13 protein-coding genes are annotated in these 20309 nt (G+C 62.4%); 12 read left to right on the plus strand and 1 reads right to left on the minus strand.

What is annotated here, in order from left to right; all coding sequences use genetic code 11:
* Positions 1-3 precede the first annotated feature (3 nt).
* The 12 genes from OC610_RS01130 to OC610_RS01185 all read left to right on the plus strand — a co-directional run bounded on the left by OC610_RS01130 (position 4) and on the right by OC610_RS01185 (position 20093).
* Positions 4-966 (plus strand): D-2-hydroxyacid dehydrogenase family protein, encoded by a 963-nt coding sequence (locus OC610_RS01130; protein WP_264426136.1) that lies wholly within the window; start codon positions 4-6, stop codon positions 964-966.
* 619 nt (positions 967-1585) lie between these two features.
* Positions 1586-3157: a glycogen synthase GlgA gene (glgA, locus tag OC610_RS01135; RefSeq protein ID WP_264426137.1), complete on the plus strand. Its 1572-nt coding sequence runs from the start codon at positions 1586-1588 to the stop codon at positions 3155-3157.
* An 8-nt stretch (positions 3158-3165) separates the two neighbouring features.
* A complete protein-coding gene (treZ, locus tag OC610_RS01140; RefSeq protein ID WP_264426138.1) occupies positions 3166-4968 on the plus strand; it encodes a malto-oligosyltrehalose trehalohydrolase in 1803 nt (600 codons plus the stop codon).
* Positions 4965-7043 carry a 4-alpha-glucanotransferase gene (gene malQ / locus OC610_RS01145; protein WP_264426139.1) on the plus strand — a complete coding sequence of 693 codons (2079 nt, stop codon included), beginning with the start codon at positions 4965-4967 and terminating at the stop codon, positions 7041-7043. The genes treZ and malQ overlap by 4 nt, the downstream gene beginning before the upstream one ends.
* Positions 7040-9826 (plus strand): malto-oligosyltrehalose synthase, encoded by a 2787-nt coding sequence (locus OC610_RS01150; RefSeq protein ID WP_264426140.1) that lies wholly within the window; start codon positions 7040-7042, stop codon positions 9824-9826. The genes malQ and OC610_RS01150 overlap by 4 nt, the downstream gene beginning before the upstream one ends.
* Positions 9827-9846: 20 nt before the next feature.
* Positions 9847-10200, plus strand: a complete 354-nt coding sequence (locus OC610_RS01155; protein WP_264426141.1) for a DUF2934 domain-containing protein — start codon at positions 9847-9849, stop codon at positions 10198-10200.
* A gap of 149 nt (positions 10201-10349) precedes the next feature.
* Entirely contained in the window at positions 10350-12509 is a 2160-nt protein-coding gene (glgX, locus tag OC610_RS01160) for a glycogen debranching protein GlgX (RefSeq protein WP_264426143.1), read from the plus strand.
* 259 nt (positions 12510-12768) lie between these two features.
* Positions 12769-13533: a PIG-L deacetylase family protein gene (locus OC610_RS01165; RefSeq protein ID WP_264426144.1), complete on the plus strand. Its 765-nt coding sequence runs from the start codon at positions 12769-12771 to the stop codon at positions 13531-13533.
* A gap of 194 nt (positions 13534-13727) precedes the next feature.
* Positions 13728-14528, plus strand: a complete 801-nt coding sequence (locus OC610_RS01170) for an endonuclease/exonuclease/phosphatase family protein (protein ID WP_264426145.1) — start codon at positions 13728-13730, stop codon at positions 14526-14528.
* Positions 14529-14696: 168 nt separating this feature from the next.
* Positions 14697-17117 (plus strand): autotransporter family protein, encoded by a 2421-nt coding sequence (locus OC610_RS01175; protein ID WP_264426146.1) that lies wholly within the window; start codon positions 14697-14699, stop codon positions 17115-17117.
* 291 nt (positions 17118-17408) lie between these two features.
* On the plus strand, positions 17409-18311 hold the full coding sequence (locus tag OC610_RS01180; protein WP_264426147.1) for an autotransporter domain-containing protein: 903 nt from the start codon (positions 17409-17411) through the stop codon (positions 18309-18311).
* 156 nt (positions 18312-18467) lie between these two features.
* Positions 18468-20093 (plus strand): NADP-dependent glyceraldehyde-3-phosphate dehydrogenase, encoded by a 1626-nt coding sequence (locus OC610_RS01185; protein WP_264426148.1) that lies wholly within the window; start codon positions 18468-18470, stop codon positions 20091-20093.
* A gap of 14 nt (positions 20094-20107) precedes the next feature.
* Here OC610_RS01185 and OC610_RS01190 read toward each other — a convergent pair.
* Positions 20108-20309 (minus strand): EamA family transporter (locus OC610_RS01190; protein ID WP_264426149.1); only part of this gene is annotated, 202 nt, incomplete at its 5' end.

Below are 20309 nucleotides of genomic sequence, written 5' to 3' on the forward strand. Positions count from 1 at the left end.
TCCATGGCGGTGCAAATAGCGGTCATCGATGATTGGCAAGGCGTGGCCCAAGACGTGGTGGACTGGTCGCCGCTGGACGGCATCGGCCAAGTGACCTTTCTCCACGACTACCCCGCCGACCACGACACCCTCGTCTCACGCCTGCAGGGCTTCGATGTCATTTGCGTGATGCGCGAACGGACCCGTTTCGATGAAGCACTGCTGCGTCGCCTGCCCAACCTCAAGCTGTTGCTGACCGGCGGCATGCGCAACGCTGCGCTCGATCTCAAGGCCGCCGCCGCGCTGGGTATCCAGGTCTGCGGCACCGACAGCTACAAGCACGCCGCGCCCGAACTGACATGGGCGCTGATCATGGCCCTGACGCGCAACCTGGTCCCGGAAGCCAACGCGTTGCGTGCCGGGCTGTGGCAGCAGGGCCTGGGCGGCGACCTGCATGGCAAGACCCTGGCGATCCTTGGCCTAGGCAGCATCGGCACGCGCGTGGCGCAGTTCGGCCAGGTGTTCGGCATGCGGGTCATCGCCTGGAGCGAGAACCTGACCACCGAACGAGCCGCCACGGCCGGTGTGACCTATGTCGACAAACAGGCGCTGTTCGAGCAGGCCGACGTTCTTTCGGTTCACCTGGTGCTCAGCGACCGCACCCGGGGCCTGGTGGACGCTCAGGCGCTGGGCTGGATGAAGCCCGAGGCGCTGCTGGTCAATACCGCTCGCGGGCCGATCGTCGATGAAGCCGCGCTGGTCGAGGCACTTGAGCACAAGCGCCTGGCCGGTGCAGCCCTGGACGTCTTCGCCGAGGAACCGTTGCCAGCCGGCCACCCGTTCCGGACCCTGGACAATGTTCTGGCGACACCCCACGTGGGTTATGTCAGCAGACAGAACTACCAGCAGTTCTATGGCCAGATGATCGAGGATCTGCAGGCCTGGGCGGCTGGCAAGCCGATTCGGGTGTTGACCCCCACAATCTGAAAATCCGCTAGTACCCTGTGGGAGCGAGCTTGCTCGCGATAGCGGTGTGTCAGGGCATGATTGTGCGACTGGTCCACCGCTATCGCGAGCAAGCTCGCTCCCACAATGGGGCACGCAAGCGCTCGTCCGGAAAGCCATCAAAACGCCTCCATCTCGCCCGCCTCTTAATGGTGCGTAGCGCCGCCGAACCGCGCACGCGATTAAACCGTCGCCCTTCCCATACACCCCGCATATTTCAAACAAGCTGCATTTCGTCGGCTCGAATTCCCCTACGTCGTGTAAGACATTGCCGACAGTTCGCGTGATTGTCCGACAATTCGACGAAGCGAACCGCACCGCTCTAGCTTCTGACCTAGACTGCCGAACCGAGGGGAAAACCGACCGGTCATCCGGAGGAAAAAAAGTCGAAACTTTTCGCAACGGCGACAGGTCAGGTTAGAGGAAGGGCAACAACGGCTGGAGCATTCCTTGCAACGGCCCCCTTACCTGATTCGCTTCGCCGCATTGGGCAGCGCTTTGCTCTCCTTGCGTAGCGCTTGTGCGCCTGGCCGCAGGATTCGGCCAATGAAACAACAGCTCTGGCGCTTGCCGGAAACAGATCGAGAAATAGGAGTTATTTATGATCAGTGCTGCCTTGGAACCACAGCAAGTCCGTTCTCAACTACCGCCGGCGGCCGAATCGCCGACGGCACCGGTGTTGGCCACCGGAGGCAAGGCACTGTTACCTGTCGTTCGACAGAATCCCAATCGCAAGAAAATCCTGTTCGTGACGTCGGAAATCGCCGACCTGGTCAAGACCGGCGGCCTGGGTGACGTCTCCTCCGCCCTGCCCCGCGCCATGGCCGGTTTGCACGATGTGCGGATATTGATCCCCGGCTACCCACAAGTCATGAACAGCGGCAATCCTATCCATATTATCGGCGAACTGGGTGGCCATGCAGCGCTTCCTCCTTGCAAGATCGGTCGCATGGACATGGCCGACGGCTTGGTGATCTACGTCCTGATCTGTCCCGAACTCTACGCTCGCGAAGGTTCTCCTTACGGCGCCAACAACGGTCGCGACTGGCCTGACAACCACATCCGCTTCGCCCGCCTGGGCCTGGCCGCCGCCGACATCGCCGCCAACCTGGCGCAGATCCACTGGTGCCCCGACCTGGTCCACGCCCACGATTGGCCGGCCGGGCTGGCGCCGGCCTATATGCACTGGCGCGGCCAACGCACCCCGACCCTGTTCACCATCCACAACCTGGCGTACCAGGGCGTGGTCAGCCTGGCGTCCTGCCCTGAATTGGGTATCCCGGAACATGCGCTGCAACAGGAAGGCATGGAGTTCTACGGCAAGCTGTCGTTCCTCAAGGCCGGCATGGCGTATTCGAGCCACATCACCACGGTCAGCGCCACCTACGCCCAGGAAATCACCACCCCGGCGTTCGGCTGCGGCCTCGACGGTTTCCTCGCCTCCAAGACTCAACAAGGCTTGCTCAGCGGCATCCCCAACGGCATCGACGAAAGCTGGGACGCGGCCACCGACTCACACCTGTTCCGTCAATTCGCCATCGGTGACTGGGAAGGCAAGGCCGTCAACGCCGCCCACGTCCGCGACCTGTTTGGCCTGGAGGATTCCACCGGCCCCCTGTTTGCCGTGGTGTCGCGCCTGGTCTACCAGAAGGGCCTGGACCTGACCGAAGCCGTTGCCGAGTTCATCGTCGAGTCCGGCGGGCAGATCGCGATCATCGGTCGCGGCGAACCTGAAGAAGAACAAGCCATGCGCGAACTGGCGCTGCGCTTCCCCGGACGCATCGGCGTGCGCATCGGCTTCAACGAAACCGACGCCCGGCGGATGTTCGCCGGCAGTGATTTCCTGTTGATGCCTTCGCGCTACGAACCTTGCGGCTTGAGCCAGATGTACGCCCAACGCTTCGGCTCGCTGCCCGTTGCACGCAACACGGGCGGGTTGGCGGACACCATCGAGGACGGCATCACTGGTTTCCTGTTCGATGAGTCGACCGTGGAGAGCTACAAACAGGCCTTGAGCCGCGCGTTCAAGGTTTTCGAATTCCCCGAACTGCTCAATGCCATGCGCTGCCGCGCGATGTCGGCCCCCTTCAACTGGAGCAAGGCCGTGGAACCCTACGCCGAACTCTATGAACAACTGGTCGCTAAATCATTGGGAAAATCGGCTAGACAATGAGGTAACCGATGCCGTCAAGGATGCCTGAAACCCGGACCCACGGCGCGGTCTTGCTTGATCCAGAGCACACCCGTTTCGCCCTGTGGGCCCCTGATGCGTTTTACGTCAGTGTCGAACTCGACACTGGAGAATCCATACCGATGCTGCCCCAGGCCAATGGCTGGTTCATGATCCAGGCCCGTTGTCCCGCCGGCACTCGCTACCGCTACAACATCGACGGTGAACTGGAAGTGCCTGACCCGGCCTCTCGGTCCCAGGACGGTGATATCGACCGCCACAGCGTGGTGGTCGACCCCCACGCTTACCAATGGCGCCACACCAGTTGGTGCGGTCGCCCCTGGTACGATGCGGTCATCTACGAACTGCACGTCGGCGCCCTTGGCGGCTTCGAAGGTGTCGAGCAACAACTGGCGCGCCTGGCCGGGCTTGGCGTGACGGCCATCGAACTGATGCCGCTGGCGCAATTTCCCGGCGATCGCAATTGGGGCTACGACGGCGTTCTGCCCTACGCCCCCCAGGCCTCCTACGGCACGCCGGACCAACTCAAGCACCTGATCGACAGCGCCCACGGCCATGGGCTGGCCGTCATCCTGGACGTGGTCTACAACCATTTCGGCCCCGACGGCAATTACCTGCACCGCTACGCCAAGGGGTTCTTTCGCGAAGACAAGCACACGCCCTGGGGCGCGGCGATCGATTTCCGGCGCCGCGAGGTCCGTGATTTCTTCATCGACAATGCGCTGATGTGGCTGCTGGAGTACCGTTTCGACGGCCTGCGCCTGGACGCCGTGCACGCCATCGAGGACCCCGATTTCCTGCAGGAACTGGCCGCCGAGGTGCGACAGCAAGCGGACCCGACGCGGCATATCTGGTTGACCGTAGAGAACGAACACAACCAGGCCAGCCTGCTGGAACAAGGCTACGACGCCCAGTGGAACGATGATGGGCATAACGCCTTGCACGTGCTGCTGACGGGCGAGACCGATGCCTATTACGCCGACTACGCCGAGCAACCAACGGAAAAGCTCGCGCGCTGCCTGAGCCAGGGTTTCGTGTTCCAGGGCCATACCAACCGCCATGGCGAATCCCGTGGCGAACCCAGTGGTCACCTGCCCCCGAGCGCGTTCGTGCTGTTCCTGCAGAACCACGACCAGATCGGCAACCGGGCCCTCGGCGAGCGCCTGCATCAACTGGCCCCTCCCCAGGCGCTGCAAGCGGCGACAGCGTTGTTGCTGCTGTCACCGATGATTCCGTTGATGTTCATGGGCGATGAAGTCATCGCCGAACAGCCTTTCCTGTTCTTCACCAGCCACCACGGCGCGCTGGCAGAACTGGTGCGCGAAGGGCGACGCAACGAATTCAAGGCTTTCAGTGCCTTTGCCGACCCCGAGAAGCGCGAGCGGATCCCTGATCCGAACGCGGCCAGCACCTTCGAAACCTCACGGCCGAACCTCGAAGCGCACCAGCCGGAACAACTGGCCTGCGAGGCGCTTTATCGCCAGTTGTTGAAAATTCGTCGCGAACAAATCGTCCCGCGCCTGCCTGCGGCACATGCCTTGGGTGCCGAGGTGCTTGGCCATGGCGCGGTCACCGCGCGCTGGCAACTGGGCGACGGCAGCGTCTTGCGCATCGACCTGAACCTCAGCGACCAGCCTGTCGAACACAGCGCACCTCATGACGCACAGATTCTTTTCGAACATCCACCGCAGGCCATGGGTCTGTTGCAACAGGGGGCTCTCACGCCCTACAGCGCGCTGGTCAGTCTGACGCAAGCGGCCACCTTGCCCACAATTACTGGAGAGCGCCTATGAGCGATGCGCAACTGGAAATCCTCGCCGGCCGAGCGGGCCTGGCGGTGGACTGGATCGATGCCAATGGCCGAGCCCAGAAAGTATCACCGGCCGTGTTGCGCTCGGTCCTGACCGGCCTGGGCCATCCCGCCGGCAGCGCCCAGGAAATCGATGCCAGCCTTTTGCAATTGCAGGAAGACCAACAGAACCATCGCTTGCCACCGCTGATCACGGCGGATGTCGGGGTCAATGTCGACTTGAGCCGCTATTTCGAACCCGGCACGCCTTGCGAAATCCAGCTTGAGGACGGCGCGACACTGAATTCCAAACTCGATGCCGCTGCTGCCCTGCCGGGGATCGTGCCGGTGGGTTACCAACATGTCAGCATCCAGGGCCAGCATTTCACCTTGGCCGTGGCCCCTGCCCGCTGCTACAGCGTGGCGGATGCGGTCGATGACCCGACACCTCGGGCATGGGGCCTGAGTGCCCAGCTGTATTCGCTGCGCCGCCCGGGTGACGGCGGCTTCGGCGATACCCAGGCCTTGGAAGAATTGGCGCGGGTGGCCGGCGAACGGGGTGCCGACGCGCTGGCCATCAGCCCGATGCACGCCATGTTCAGCAGTGACACCGGACGCTACAGCCCCTATTCACCGTCCAGCCGACTGTTCCTCAACAGCCTGTACGCCGCGCCGGGCACTATCCTGGGCGAACGTGCACTGCGCACCGCCATCGACGCCACGGGCCTGGCCAACCAGCTGCAAAATCTTGAACAACAGCCACTGATCGATTGGCCGGTGGCCGCCGAGGCCAAGCAACGCATCCTTCGTGCCCTATACGACGGTTTCAGCCAGGGTGAGCATCCGCTGCACGAGGATTTCAGCAGCTTTCGCCACAGCAGTGGCGAAGCCCTGGAAAACCATTGCCGCTTCGAAGCCCTGCAGGCCGAACGCGCCGCCCGGGGCGAAAGCCTCGACTGGCGCCAATGGCCCGAAGAATGGCGCGATCCGCGCAGCGCCGCGATCGCCCGTTTCGCCGAGGAGAACGCCGATGAAATCGGCTTCTACGCGTTCTGCCAATGGTTGATCGCCCGCTGCCTGGAGCGCGCCCAGAGCGCCGCCAAGTCCAGCGGCATGGGCGTCGGCCTGATCGCCGACCTGGCCGTGGGCGCCGACGGTGGCGGCAGCCAGGCCTGGAGCCGGCAAGATGAATTGCTCGCTTCGCTCACCGTCGGCGCACCGCCCGACATCCTCAATCGCTCGGGCCAGGGCTGGGGCATCTCGGCCTTCTCTCCGGAAGGTTTGGTACGCAACGGTTTTCGCGCGTTCATCGAGATGTTGCGGGCCAACTTCGCCCACGCGGGTGGCTTGCGCATCGACCACATCATGGGCCTGCAGCGGTTGTGGGTGATCCCCAACGACGCCCCCCCCACCGACGGTGCCTACCTCTATTACCCCATCGATGACCTGCTGCGCCTGTTGGCCCTGGAGTCCCATCGTCACCAGGCCATCGTGCTGGGCGAGGACCTTGGCACCGTGCCCGACGGCCTGCGGGACAAGCTCATCGCCCGCTCCATCCTGGGCATGCGCGTGCTGCTGTTCGAACAGGACAACACCCACTTCAAGCCCATCCTCGATTGGCCGGACAACGCCCTGGCGACCACCAGCACCCATGACCTGCCAACGCTCAATGGCTGGTGGCACGGCCATGACATCGATTGGAACGCCCGGCTGGACTTGATCGACTCCCACACCGAGATGGATTGGCGCCGGCACCGCGAGCGTGAACGCGACGGACTGCGCACCGCGCTGAACCAGGATCCGCAGAATTTTCGTGAGGAACACCGCGAGACCGACCAGGTGCTGGACGCCAGCGTGCGCTTCCTCGGGCATACCCGTGCGCCGCTGGTGTTGCTGCCGCTCGAAGATGCCCTGGGCGTCGAAGAACAGGCCAACCTGCCCGGCACCACCGACACCCACCCCAATTGGCGGCGGCGCCTGGCTTTGGACAGCCGGGCGCTGCTGGACGACCCGGACGCCGCGCGGCGTCTGGAAATACTCGCCTGCGCGAGACTTCAGGCGAACGAGCGTGACCGATGAACCAGACATTGATACAACCGCTGCGGGCGACCTTGCGCCTGCAATTTCACAAAGGCTTCACCCTGGACGATGCCATCGCCCAAGTGCCGTACTTCGCCTCCCTGGGCATCAGCCATATCTATGCTTCGCCGCTGCTCAAGGCCCGGGCCGGGTCCATGCACGGCTACGACGTGGTCGATCCGACCCAGGTCAACCCGGAACTCGGTGGCGAGGCCGCGCTCCGGCGCCTGGTGGCCACCTTGCGCGAGCATCGGATGGGCCTGATTCTCGACATCGTGTCCAATCACATGGCCGTCGGCGGCAATGACAACCCTTGGTGGCTGGACCTGCTGGAGTGGGGGCGCCTGAGCCCTTATGGCGAATTCTTCGACATCCAGTGGCACTCGCCGGACCCGCTGATGGAAGGCCAGTTGCTGTTGCCTTTCCTGGGCAGTGATTATGGCGTGGCCTTGCAGGAAGGCACGCTGAAACTGCGCTTCGACGCCGCTCAAGGCAGCTTCTTTGTCGAGCACTATGAGCACCACTTTCCCATTTGCCCGATGCAGTACGGCGAGCTGCTCAAACCCTCGGATAACCTGCCACCGGAACAGGTCGACTCGCTCAGGGCACTGGCCGAGCGTTTCACCACGCTGAACTACCAGACCGACGCCCATTCCCTGGCCCAGCCCCTGCAACAGGAACTGCGAGACCTGGCTTCCCAGCCGGGCATCCTTGGCGCGATCGAAGACAACCTGCGCGGTTATGATTCGTTGGAGCCCGACGGCTTCGAACGCCTGCATCAGCTACTGGAACGCCAGAGCTACCGCCTCGCCAGTTGGCGCACGGCGGCGGACGACATCAATTGGCGGCGCTTTTTCGATGTCAACGAACTGGGTGGCCTGCGGGTCGAACGCCCGGCAGTGTTCGAGGCGACCCATGCGAAAATCTTCGAGTTGATCGCCGAGGGACTGGTGGACGGCCTGCGAATCGACCACATCGACGGCCTGGCCGATCCTCGCGGTTACTGCCGCAAGCTGCGCCGTCGCGTCGACTCGCTTTCACCGTCGCGGCACCTGCCGATTTTCGTCGAGAAGATCCTCGGCGATGACGAAACGCTGCGCCGCGACTGGAAGGTCGACGGCAGCACCGGTTATGAGTTCATGAACCAGATTTCGCTGTTGCAGCATGACCCGGCCGGAGCCGAGCGCCTCGCCGAATTCTGGAGCCGACACAGCGAACGGCCCGCGCATTTCATCGATGAAGCCCGCCTGGCCCGCCAGCAGATTCTCAACGGATCCCTGGCGGGGGATTTCGAAAGCGTCGCCCAGGCCCTGTTGCAAGTCGCCCGGGACGACGTGATGACCCGCGACCTGACCCTCGGCGCGATTCGCCGGGCATTGCAGGAATTGATCGTGCATTTCCCGGTGTATCGCACGTACATCAGCCCCTTGGGTCGCTCCGCCGAGGACGAGGTATTTTTCCAGAAGGCCCTTGAAGGCGCCCGGCAAACCCTCAGCGAAGCCGACTGGCCGGTGCTCGATTGCCTGGCCGACTGGCTCGGCGGCATGCCTTGGCGCCAACGCCCGAGAGGGAGCCAGCGTAAACGCTTGCGGCATGCCTGCGTGCGTTTCCAGCAACTCACCTCGCCAGCCGCCGCCAAGGCGGTCGAGGACACCGCGCTCTATCGCTCGGCGGTGCTGCTTTCACGCAACGACGTGGGCTACAACACCGAACGGTTCAGCGCGCCGGCGCAGGAATTCCACGACGCGTGCATCGAGCGGCTGAAGCATTTTCCTGACAACCTGATCACCACCGCCACCCACGACCACAAGCGCGGCGAGGACACTCGTGCCCGGCTGGCGATAATCAGCGAACGCCCGGACTGGTACACGACGTGCGTGGAGCAATGGCGCATCCTCTCGCCATCGCTGCACAGCGACCCCGCGGCGCCATCGGCCGGTGACGAATTGATCCTCTACCAGGCGCTGCTCGGCAGTTGGCCCCTGGACCTCGACATGCAGGATCACAAGGCCTTGAGCGACTACGCCGAACGCCTGTGGCAATGGCAACGCAAGGCACTGCGCGAGGCCAAGCTGCAAAGCAGTTGGGCGGCGGTCAACGATGCCTATGAGCAAGCCACCCAGATGTTCCTTGAACGGCTGTTGCTGTGCGACGAAGGCCTGCCGTTGCGTTGCGCCATCGCCGAAGCCGTCCAGGCCATTGCTCCGGCAGGCGCCCTCAACAGTCTGGCGCAAACTTTGCTGCGCATGACCGTGCCCGGCGTGCCGGACCTGTACCAGGGCAACGAGTTCTGGGATTTCAGCCTGGTGGATCCCGACAACCGTCGTCCGGTGGACTTCACGGCCCGCCGCGAGGCAATGCAGGCCGACAGCTCGCCCGTGGCGCTGCTGCGCGACTGGCGCGATGGTCGGATCAAGCAAACGCTGATCGCACGCACGCTGGCCCTGCGGTCCGAGTACTCGCAACTGTTCCGCCAGGGCAGCTATCAGCCACTGTCGGTGCAAGGCGAACAAGCCGGGCGAGTATTGGCCTTCATGCGCGAGCACCAGCAGCAACGGGCGATCGTGGTGGTACCGATTCACGCGGCCAGCCTGCTGGAAAACAGTGCCCTGCCCCAGGTCACTGCATCGGACTGGGGCGATACCCGCGTGTCGTTACCGTTTGCCGCCGAGGACGAAAAACTGAAGGGACTTTTTGCAAGCGCAACAGTCACACCCCAAAGGGAGCTGATGGTCAGCGCCGCGCTGGGGGATTTCCCGGTCAATGTCTTTATCCAATCTTGAGTCAAGTCAGGAGCACTGCGATGAGTACCGACGATAAACGCATTCGTGAATTTGCCTATCAGATCTGGGAGTCCGAGGGTAAGCCCGCCGGGGAGGAAAAGCGTCACTGGGAGATGGCGCGCAAACTGGCGGAAGCCGAAGCCCTGGCACCGAGCAAACCGCCCAAGGCTGCGAGCAAGTCCGCCGCCAGCAAAACGGATGGCGCCAAGCCCGCCACGGCCAAGAGCCCCGCTGCCAAGGCCGCCACGAAAAGCACGACGCCCAAGGCCAAGCCTGCTGCGAAGCCTTCCGCGGCGACCGCTGCGGTGGTGCCGCCTGCCGACAAGGCCACCGCTAAAAAGCCACGAGCGGCGCGCAAGCCACCAGCGGTCTGATCCACCGAACTCATCGTTCTCAATCCTGTCCTTCTTTCAGCGAAGGGGTTCGCTTGTGGCCTGGGGATTTGTCTCCTCGCCACAAGCATCGGGCACCACCCTGCCCCGCGTGAACCGCATTACCGAATCTGTCTTTTGCAGGAGCAACTATGACCCGTCCAAAGAAAACCACGCCGCCGCCCGTTATCGAGGCCTCGCGGATTCGTGAAGGGCTGCCGTTTCCGCTCGGCGCGACCTGGGATGGCCTGGGGGTCAATTTCGCGTTGTTCTCAGCCAATGCGACCAAGGTGGAACTGTGTATTTTCGATGACACCGGCGAAGTCGAGCTCGAACGTATCGAACTGCCGGAATACACCGATGAAATCTACCATGGGTATCTACCCGACGCGCACCCCGGGCTTATCTACGGTTACCGGGTCTATGGCCCTTACGACCCAGAGAATGGCCATCGCTTCAATCCCAACAAATTGCTGATCGACCCTTATGCCAAACAACTGGTCGGGGAGCTGAAGTGGTCTGAAGCACTGTTCGGCTACACCATCGGCCACCCGGACGGCGACCTCAGTTTCGATGAGCGCGACAGTGCCCCGTTCGTGCCCAAATGCAAGGTCATCGACCCGGCCCATACCTGGGGCCATGATCACCGGGTCACCGTGCCGTGGGACAAGACCATCCTCTATGAAACCCACGTGCGCGGCTTCACCATGCGCCACCCTTCGGTGCCGGAGAACTTGCGAGGCACGTTCGCCGGCCTGATGGTCGACGATGTGCTCGAACACATTCGCAAGCTGGGCGTTTCCTCGGTGGAGCTGTTGCCCATCCACGCCTTCGTCAACGACCAGCACCTGCTGCACAAAGGCATGACCAACTATTGGGGCTACAACAGCATTGCCTTCTTTGCCCCGGACCCGCGCTACCTGGCCAGCGGCAAGATCGCCGAGTTCAAGGAACTGGTCGCGCACATGCACGAGGCCAACCTGGAAGTCATTCTCGACGTGGTCTACAACCACACCGCCGAGGGCAATGAACAGGGCCCGACCCTGTCCATGCGCGGCATCGACAATGCCTCGTACTACCGGCTGATGCCCGACGACAAACGCTATTACATCAACGATTCCGGCACAGGCAACACGCTGGACCTGAGTCACCCCTGCGTGTTGCAGATGGTCACCGACTCCCTGCGCTATTGGGCCACGGAAATGCATGTAGACGGTTTCCGCTTCGACCTGGCGACCATCCTTGGCCGTTACCATGACGGCTTTGACGAACGCCACAGCTTCCTTGTCGCCTGTCGACAGGACCCCGTGCTGCGCCAGGTGAAAATGATCGCCGAGCCTTGGGACTGTGGTCCTGGCGGCTATCAGGTAGGGCGTTTCCCGCCGGGCTGGGTCGAGTGGAACGACAAGTTCCGCGACACCGTGCGCGCCTTCTGGAAAGGCGACGACGGCCAACTCGCCGACTTCGCCAGCCGCATGACTGCTTCGGGCGAGATGTTCAACCAGCGCGGGCGTCGTCCGTACGCCTCGGTGAACTTCGTGACCGCCCACGACGGCTTCACGCTGCATGACCTGGTTTCCTACAACGATAAACACAACGAGGCCAACGACGAGAACAACCAGGACGGCAGCAACAACAACCTGTCCTGGAACCACGGCGTGGAGGGCCCGACGGACGATCCGCAGATCAACGCCCTGCGCCATCGGCAGATGCGCAATTTCTTCTCGACCTTGCTGCTGGCCCAAGGCACACCGATGATTGTCGCGGGCGACGAATTTGCCCGTACCCAACACGGTAACAACAACGCTTATTGCCAGGACAGCGAGATCGGCTGGGTCAACTGGGACCTGAGCCAGGATGGCGAGGCGCTGCTCAAGTTCGTCAAGCGCTTGATCAAGCTGCGCCTGACCTATCCGATCCTGCGGCGCGGACGCTTCCTCGTTGGCAATTACAACGAGGACATCGGCGTCAAGGACGTCACCTGGCTGGCCCCGGATGGCAGCGAGATGACCATCGAGCAATGGCAGGACAGCCACGGTCGCTGCCTGGGCATGCTGATGGACGGACGCGCCCAGGAAACCGGCATCCGCCGCAAAGGGGGCGACGCCACGTTGCTGCTGGTGGTCAATGCGCACCATGACATCGTCAATTTCCGCCTGCCGGAGGTACCTGAAGGCAGTTTCTGGACCTGCATGGTGGACACCAACCAACCCTTGGTGCGCGGCCAGGAACGTTTTGAATTTGATTGCGAATATTCAGTGACCGGACGTTCGCTATTGTTGTTCGAATTGCAACGCGAAGAAGAGGAATAAGCGCATGCGATAGGCGGCGACAAGACGGCGGAAACCGCAAGGACGCGATTTCTGTCGCAATGCAGCGCAGTTCGAATGCAAAAAATGCGGTTCAGATACACATTCCGACGCGACGAAACCGCCGGCATGGTCAATACTTTCCCTGCGCGAAGCTCCAGGACTCGGATCAGCGCAACTCACAGTCAGGCCCTTAGGGGCAGCAATGGGCGGTCGGCCCACTGTGTGACTGCAGGATTGAACACCACAAGGACGTACTTCGATGAAACCAGCCTCTCATTCGCAAGGCCGACAGCATCCGCAGATATGGAACAGCTCGCCGCAACTGGCCGACATTCCCATCATCAGTACCCAGACCCTGATTCCACCAGGCGCCCGCGCGGTCATCCTGGCCCCTCACCCCGGCGATGAGGTCGGTGCGTGCGGCGGCCTGCTCCAGTTATTGAGCAACCTGGACCAACCCATGCTGTTGATCTCGGTCACTGACGGCGTCCCAAGCCATCCCGGCTCGCCATTATGGTCCGATGAACGACTGCGTACATTCCGTCCGCATCCCCAGGAAAGCGTGGATGCCCTGCATCGCCTGGGCGTGCCGTCCCACGGTCTGCAATGGGTGCGCGGCGGTTTCCCGGAGAAAGGCCTGGCCGAACATGAAGCGCAACTGACCGCCCTTATTCGTCATCACCTGCGACCCGGCGACGTGGTATTCAGCACCTGGCGCATGGATGGCGACAGCGACCACGAGACGGTCGGTCGCGCAGGCGCCCAGGCCGCCGAAATTGTCGGTGCAGCTTTCAACGAGCTACCCGTATGGGCCTGGCATTGGCCCGTTCGCGAGCAGAACAAGATTCCTTGGCACCGAGCGCGCAAGTTACGCCTGGACGTCTGGACCACCGCCCGCAAGCGTCACGCCATGCATGCCTACACCAGCCAACTGAACGGCGAGCCCGCCAACGGCATTGCACCGCTCGTGCCGCGGGTCATCCTCGACCGCATGGGCATGCCCTATGAAATCGTCTTTATCTGAACCCCAGGGCCTGTGGGAGCGAGCTTGCTCGCGATAGCCCAGCCAGCCTCTCATTCGACTGATCTACCGCTATCGCGAGCAAGCTCGCTCCCACACAGTTTTGTTGCCTGCGAGGGTCCTGCCCATCAAGAATTCCGGAACTGCCGCAGCCGCCGTCAGTCGCATGAACAGAGACGTCTGATTCAGGAGTGAACGTGACTCGCGATCCCGACTGGCGGGCCGAAGAATCAGTACCGCTGGGACCGCCCGCGGCGATTCATCGACTGCGTGTTCTGACGGTGAATACACACAAGGGCTTTACTGCCCTGAACCGCCGCTTCATCCTGCCCGAGCTGCGCGAAGCGGTGCGCAGCACAGGCGCTGACCTGGTGTTCCTGCAGGAGGTGCTGGGCGAACATGATCGTCATGCCACGCGTTATGACAATTGGCCCCAGACATCCCAATACGAATTCCTGGCCGACAGCATGTGGAGCGACTTCGCCTACGGTCGGAACGCCGTGTATCCGGACGGCCACCATGGCAATGCGTTGCTTTCCAAGTACCCGATCCGCCAGTTCCGCAACCTCGACGTGTCGATCACAGGCCCCGAGCGGCGTGGGCTGCTGCATTGCGTGCTGGACGTACCGGGCCACGCCGAAGTCCACGGCATCTGCGTGCACCTGAGCCTGCTGGAGAGTCATCGCCAATTGCAGCTCAGTTTGCTCTGCAAGCTCCTCGACTCCCTGCCGGAAGACGCTCCGGTCATCATCGCTGGCGATTTCAACGACTGGCAATTGCGCGGCAACGTCACCCTCGCCCGTCGCCAATACCTGCATGAGGCCTTCGAACAGCACCACGGGCGCCCCGCCCGGACCTACCCGGCCCGATTCCCCCTGCTGCGCCTGGACCGGATCTACCTGCGCAACGCCACCAGCCACGCCCCGCAGATACTTGGCAACAAACCCTGGACGCACCTGAGCGATCACCTTCCACTGTCGGTGGAAGTCCATCTGTAGCGGCCAGGCCTGAGCGCATCCACCTGTAAGATCTGACAGTAGCGACCCTTTTCATTCGTTGTTAGCGTGCTTTGCATACAGCGAGCGTTGCCGGGTCCTGTGTGCCATCTGTCGTGCAACCCATGCTGGAACCGGCATGCCAGGGATGCCCATGCAGAGGGATAGCACATGATTCGGCGCGATCAGGGTTCCCATCTTTTGTTCAAGCTCTTGTGGGGAGCGGCTCCCTTCCTGTTGCCGGTTCCCTCCACCATGGCGGCTTGCACGTTGACGCCCACGGCAGGCAATGACGCCTATGTGTGTGACAGCGGCACCCAAGCAGCCGGGCTTACAGACCTGTCCGGCAACAATACCCTGACCGTCTCCGGCACGGGGCTTATCCAGGGCAATGTCACTTTCGATGCCGGAACCGACCGCATCCTGGTCAATGCCAACGGCGTGATCAACGGTGACGTCGAGCAAGGTTCCCAAGAAGATGTGTTCGAAATGAACGGCGGCCAAATTCTGTCGCTGTCGCAGGGTGATGGCATCGACAGGTTCCTGATGACGGGCGGTACTATCACCAACGCCTTCGAAGACGGCGACATTGCCAAGATGACCGGTGGCACCATCGGGCGAGTGAACATGAAGCTGGATGACAACGTCTTCGACATGTCGGGCGGAACGATCATTGGCAACTTGGTGACGGGTTTCGGCCAGGACACCATCATCGTGTCGGGAGGACGCATTGGCGGCAACGTCAGCGTCAGCGATGGCAACGACCGCATCAGCATAAGCGGCGGCGAGATCGATGGGGAAGTCCGCACCAGCCTTGGCGATGACCGATTGGAGTGGAGCGGCGGTCTGATCCGCTCGGCCATTTTAATGGGCGACGGTAACGACACAGCGACGTTGCGTGTCCTCCATGAGGCAGCGTTGAGCGTCACGCCACGGGTAGACGGCGGGTTGGGCCAGGACGCTCTTGCGTTCGAGGGCAGCACTACGAGCATGGGCGCCCGCTATGTCAATTTTGAAACCATCAAGCTTTCCCAGGGCTCGCGCCTGGACCTCAGCGATACGCTTGTCCTGGGCGACAGCACGAGCGGCACAGGCGTGCTCGATATCGACAGCAGCAGTGTGCTGACAGCGACTCAAGGCGTCGTCGCGCCGTTCACCGCTGGGCAGATGGCCGCACTCGACAACGCCGGGACAATCGACCTTGCCGACGGCAACACCCGCGCTGACGATACCCTCACGGTGCAAGGCAATTACGCAGGCAACGGCGGCCAGTTACGCCTGCAAACGGTGCTCGGGGCCGATGACTCACCCAGTGACAAACTGATCGTCAACGGTGGCACGCTCACCGGCAGCACGGCCATTACCGTCACGAACCTGGGGGGCGCCGGCGCCGTGACTGCCCGGGACGGCATCGAGCTCGTCCGGGCCCAGGGCGGTGCCGTCAGCAACAGCAGTGCCTTCTCCTTGGCGCAATCAGTCTCGGCGGGGGCATTCGATTATCGTCTGTTCAAGGGTGGCGTGACCGGCAACGCCAACAATTGGTACCTGCGCTCAACGGTAGTGGCCGGCCCGGTGGCCGCGCCCAGCCCAAGGCTGCCGCCCTTGCCGGTTGCCGTACCAGGCGCCGCGCCCATTCCCCTGTACCGTCCGGAAGTACCGACCTGGTCGGTATTGCCTCCGGCGGCGGCGCAACTGACCCTGATGGCCCTGGGCACGTTCCACGATCGCCAGGGCGATCAACGCCTGCTGACGGAAACTGGCGCGTTTGGCGCAGGTTGGGGCCGAGCCTATGGAAAGGACCTCGACCAGACCTGGGCCGGCACGGTGACACCGCGCTTCGACGGCTCCATCAAGGGCTTTCAGGTGGGTAATGACCTATACGCTGCGCCGACCTCCGACGGCCAGACCCAGCGCATCGGCTTCCTTGTCGGGCATACGGAGTTGAACGGGAACGTCGACGGCTTCAACCTCGGCTTCAAAGGTCGACGCGCCGGCAAGGTCGAACTCGACGGCGACAGCTACGGGCTCTATTGGACGTTGATCGCCCCATCCGGTGGCTACCTCGATGCGGTGGTGATGGGCACTCGCTTGAATGGCGATAACCGATCCGAACGCGGGATGAAAATCGACAATCGCGGGCGAGCCTTGACCCTGTCGATGGAGGCTGGCTATCCGTTCGCGGTTACTCGCGACTGGGTCTTCGAGCCCCAGGCCCAGGTCATTCATCAGAGAATCTCCCTCGACAGCCAGGACGATGGGATTTCCAAGGTCGAATTCGATTCGGACAGCGCCTGGACCGGCCGCCTCGGCGCACGGCTCAAGGGCAGTTACCTGGTCAGTGGCTTACCGGTGGAGCCGTACCTGCGAGCCAATCTCTGGCATACGTTTTCCGGCACCGATTCGGTGACCTTCGACGACACCCAACGCATCGAGACCGAACAGCGGGCCTCCACGGCGGATCTGGGCGTCGGCGTTAACGTGAGCCTGGCAACCTCAGTCAGCGCCTATGCGGGTGTGGACTACAGCAACAATCTGGACAGCAACCAACAACGCAGCGTGGCTGGGAATGTGGGTGTGCGGATTAGTTGGTAGGACGAGACGACGAAGACTTGACGCCCAGAACAGGTCAATTTTATAGCTGTAAAATCATTTAGTTAGCCCTAGGTGATTTCACTCTGCCATTTGTCGGCCAATTTCTTGACGTGACCGCAACGGTCCTCTTGACTACAACGTACTACCCCCCGGAATACAGTCAGGGGCAGGCCTCTGGAACCCGCCATCGCGGGCCGCCAGAGGTTTGCCTCATCCCATTCGGTCGCCCCTCATTCGGGGTAGGAGAGACGCCCTAAGCGAGAAATGCATGCGATTGCAAGGCAGACCCCCATGAAAACGTCCCCCCGCCCAAAGGAATTCAAAACCACCTTCTGCACCGTCTCGACTTCCTTGTTGCTATGCTCGTCGATGCAAGTACAGGCAGAACTGGAAGATCCCCTCTCAGCCCCCTGGTATGGCCGGACACCCACCGGCAGCCAGGCGAGCAATGACCCCGTCCCGGGCAAAAGCCCCGCGCTGTTCACCTTGCGAAACGTCAGCGGCCACACCCAACGCATGGGTCTGATCAGTGGCCAGAGCCAGCTCACAGCCAATAGCAGCGGGATGCTTGTGCCCCCTGCGCTGGCCGAGCCGGGCCAGGATTCCCTGAGTCTGAAGGGTGAAAACCTTGGCGCTTATTGGAGCCTGACCGGACCCGCCGGCTGGCACGTCGACCTGAGCGCAAGCGGTGGACGGGTCAATGGCTTCAGCCTGAACGAACAGGGCCTGCGCCAAGCCACCGAGGGCAGTGCCGTCACACTGTCGGTCGAAGGTGGATTTCCCATCGGCATCAGTGACAACTGGGTGGTCGAGCCCCAGGCACAGTTGATCAATCAACGCGTCAGCCTGGATACGCCCTCCAGTGAAAAGAGTGACAGCAATGAATTGAGCACCTGGAGCGGTCGCGTCGGCGCCCGGCTCAAAGGCAACTATCAGGTCAACGGCCTGGGCGTCGAGCCCTACGTGCGCACGAACCTCTGGCACACGGTCCAGAGCGCCGACACCCTGACCCTGGACAAGGTCGACAAGATCAGCAGCAGCCGCAAATCTTCCACCGTTGAAGTCGGCTTGGGCCTGGTCGCCCGGGTGACGCCGGTGGTAAGCCTGTATGTCAGCGCCGACTACAGCAGTGACGTCGATGACAACGACCTCAACGGAGTCATCGCCAGCCTGGGCGTGCGGATGCGTTGGTAAAACGTCCGCCTTTCTCTTCGATGCATTCCCTGCGAGGGAGCAGGCAGCCTGGCCGCCCGCCCCTTGCCGCTTCGAAAACACCTCCATTAAGGCGTATAACGCTAAAAGCGCTGCAGACTGTCAGCCCACGGCTCATTTCATTGATGGAGTAACGATATGACCACAGCCAACCTCTTCGCCCATTTGTTTCCCAGCGCCGCTGACGTTCCAGAGGCCTACCGTCTCGGTGACCCGGTCGAACAACGGGAATACCTGGTCGATGGCGTCCTGAGAACCTGGCAAGGCCCCCTTGCCACCGTGCGCAGCCCGGTTTACCTGGCAGGCTCCAATGGCGATGAACAGGTAATCCTCGGCAGCACCCCGCTGCTGGATGCCGAGACAGCACTCACCGCGCTCGACGCCGCCGTCCGGGCCTATGATCGCGGCCAGGGCACATGGCCGACGATGCGCGTCGCCGAACGCATCCGTCATGTCGAAACCTTCCTGGCGCGCATGCGCGAACAACGTGAAGCCGTGGTCAAGCTGCTGATGTGGGAAATCGGCAAGAACCTGAAGGACTCCCAGAAGGAATTCGACCGTACCTGCGACTACATCGTCGACACCATCAATGCCCTAAAGGAACTGGACCGTCGCTCCAGCCGCTTCGAACTGGAGCAGGACACCCTCGGGCAAATCCGCCGCGTCCCCTTGGGCGTCGCCCTGTGCATGGGCCCTTACAACTATCCGCTGAACGAAACCTTCACCACGCTGATTCCCGCCCTGATCATGGGCAACACCGTGGTATTCAAGCCCGCCAAGCTTGGCGTGCTGCTGATCCGTCCGTTGCTGGAAGCCTTTCGCGACAGCTTTCCGGCCGGGGTCATCAATGTGATCTACGGCAGTGGGCGAGAAACCGTCAGCGCGCTGATGGCCAGTGGCAAGATCGACATCTTCGCGTTCATCGGCACCAACAAAGCCGCCAGCGACCTCAAGAAACTTCATCCGCGCCCACATCGCCTGCGTGCCGCCCTTGGGCTGGATGCAAAGAATCCCGGCCTGGTGCTGCGTGATGTCGACCTGGATAACGCCGTCAGCGAGGCGCTGACCGGTTCGCTGTCATTCAACGGCCAACGCTGCACGGCACTGAAGATTCTGTTTGTTCACGAAGACGTCGCCCCGGCGTTCATCGAGAAATTCAATGCCAAGCTCGCCGCCCTAAAACCTGGGATGCCCTGGGAGGACGGCGTGGCCCTGACGCCGTTGCCGGAAGCCGGCAAGGTCGATTATCTGCATTCGCTGGTGGCCGATGCGATCGCCAAAGGCGCGGGTGTCATGAACCAGCACGGCGGAGAATCCAGGGCTTCGTTCTTCTATCCGGCCGTGCTCTACCCGGTGAACACGGCGATGCGGGTCTATCACGAAGAACAGTTCGGCCCGGTGGTGCCCATCGTGCCGTATCGCGACCTCGACACCGTGGTCGACTACGTACTGGAGTCGGACTTCGGCCAGCAATTGAGCATTTTCGGCACCAACCCGGCCGAAGTCGGCAAGCTGGTGGACACCTTTGCCAACCAGGTCGGGCGCATCAACATCAACGCCCAGTGCCAGCGCGGCCCCGACACCTTCCCGTTCAATGGCCGGAAAAACTCCGCCGAAGGCACGTTGTCGGTACACGATGCCCTGCGCACCTTTTCGATCCGTACGCTGGTGGCGACCAAGTTCCAGGAGAACAACAAGGCATTGATCAGCGACATCATCCGGGAACGGGATTCAAACTTCCTGACCACCGATTACATCTTCTGACCCGCCTCCGTTGTTCAGGACAGGGCTGCGCGGCGCCACTTGAGGCCCCAGCCCTGCTGCATGCCGGCAGCCGCCAGCAGGATCGCCGCCACGCCCAGCCATTGCAGCGATTCGAGACGATGGCCGAAGGCGAACCAGTCGACGAAGATCGCCGCGATCGGGTAGATAAAGGACAGCGCGCCCGTCACGGCAGTCGGCAACCGTTGGATCGCGCTG

Origin of the sequence: Pseudomonas agronomica, from assembly GCF_025917275.1 — a bacterium.
Classification (GTDB): Bacteria; Pseudomonadota; Gammaproteobacteria; order Pseudomonadales; family Pseudomonadaceae; genus Aquipseudomonas; species Aquipseudomonas agronomica.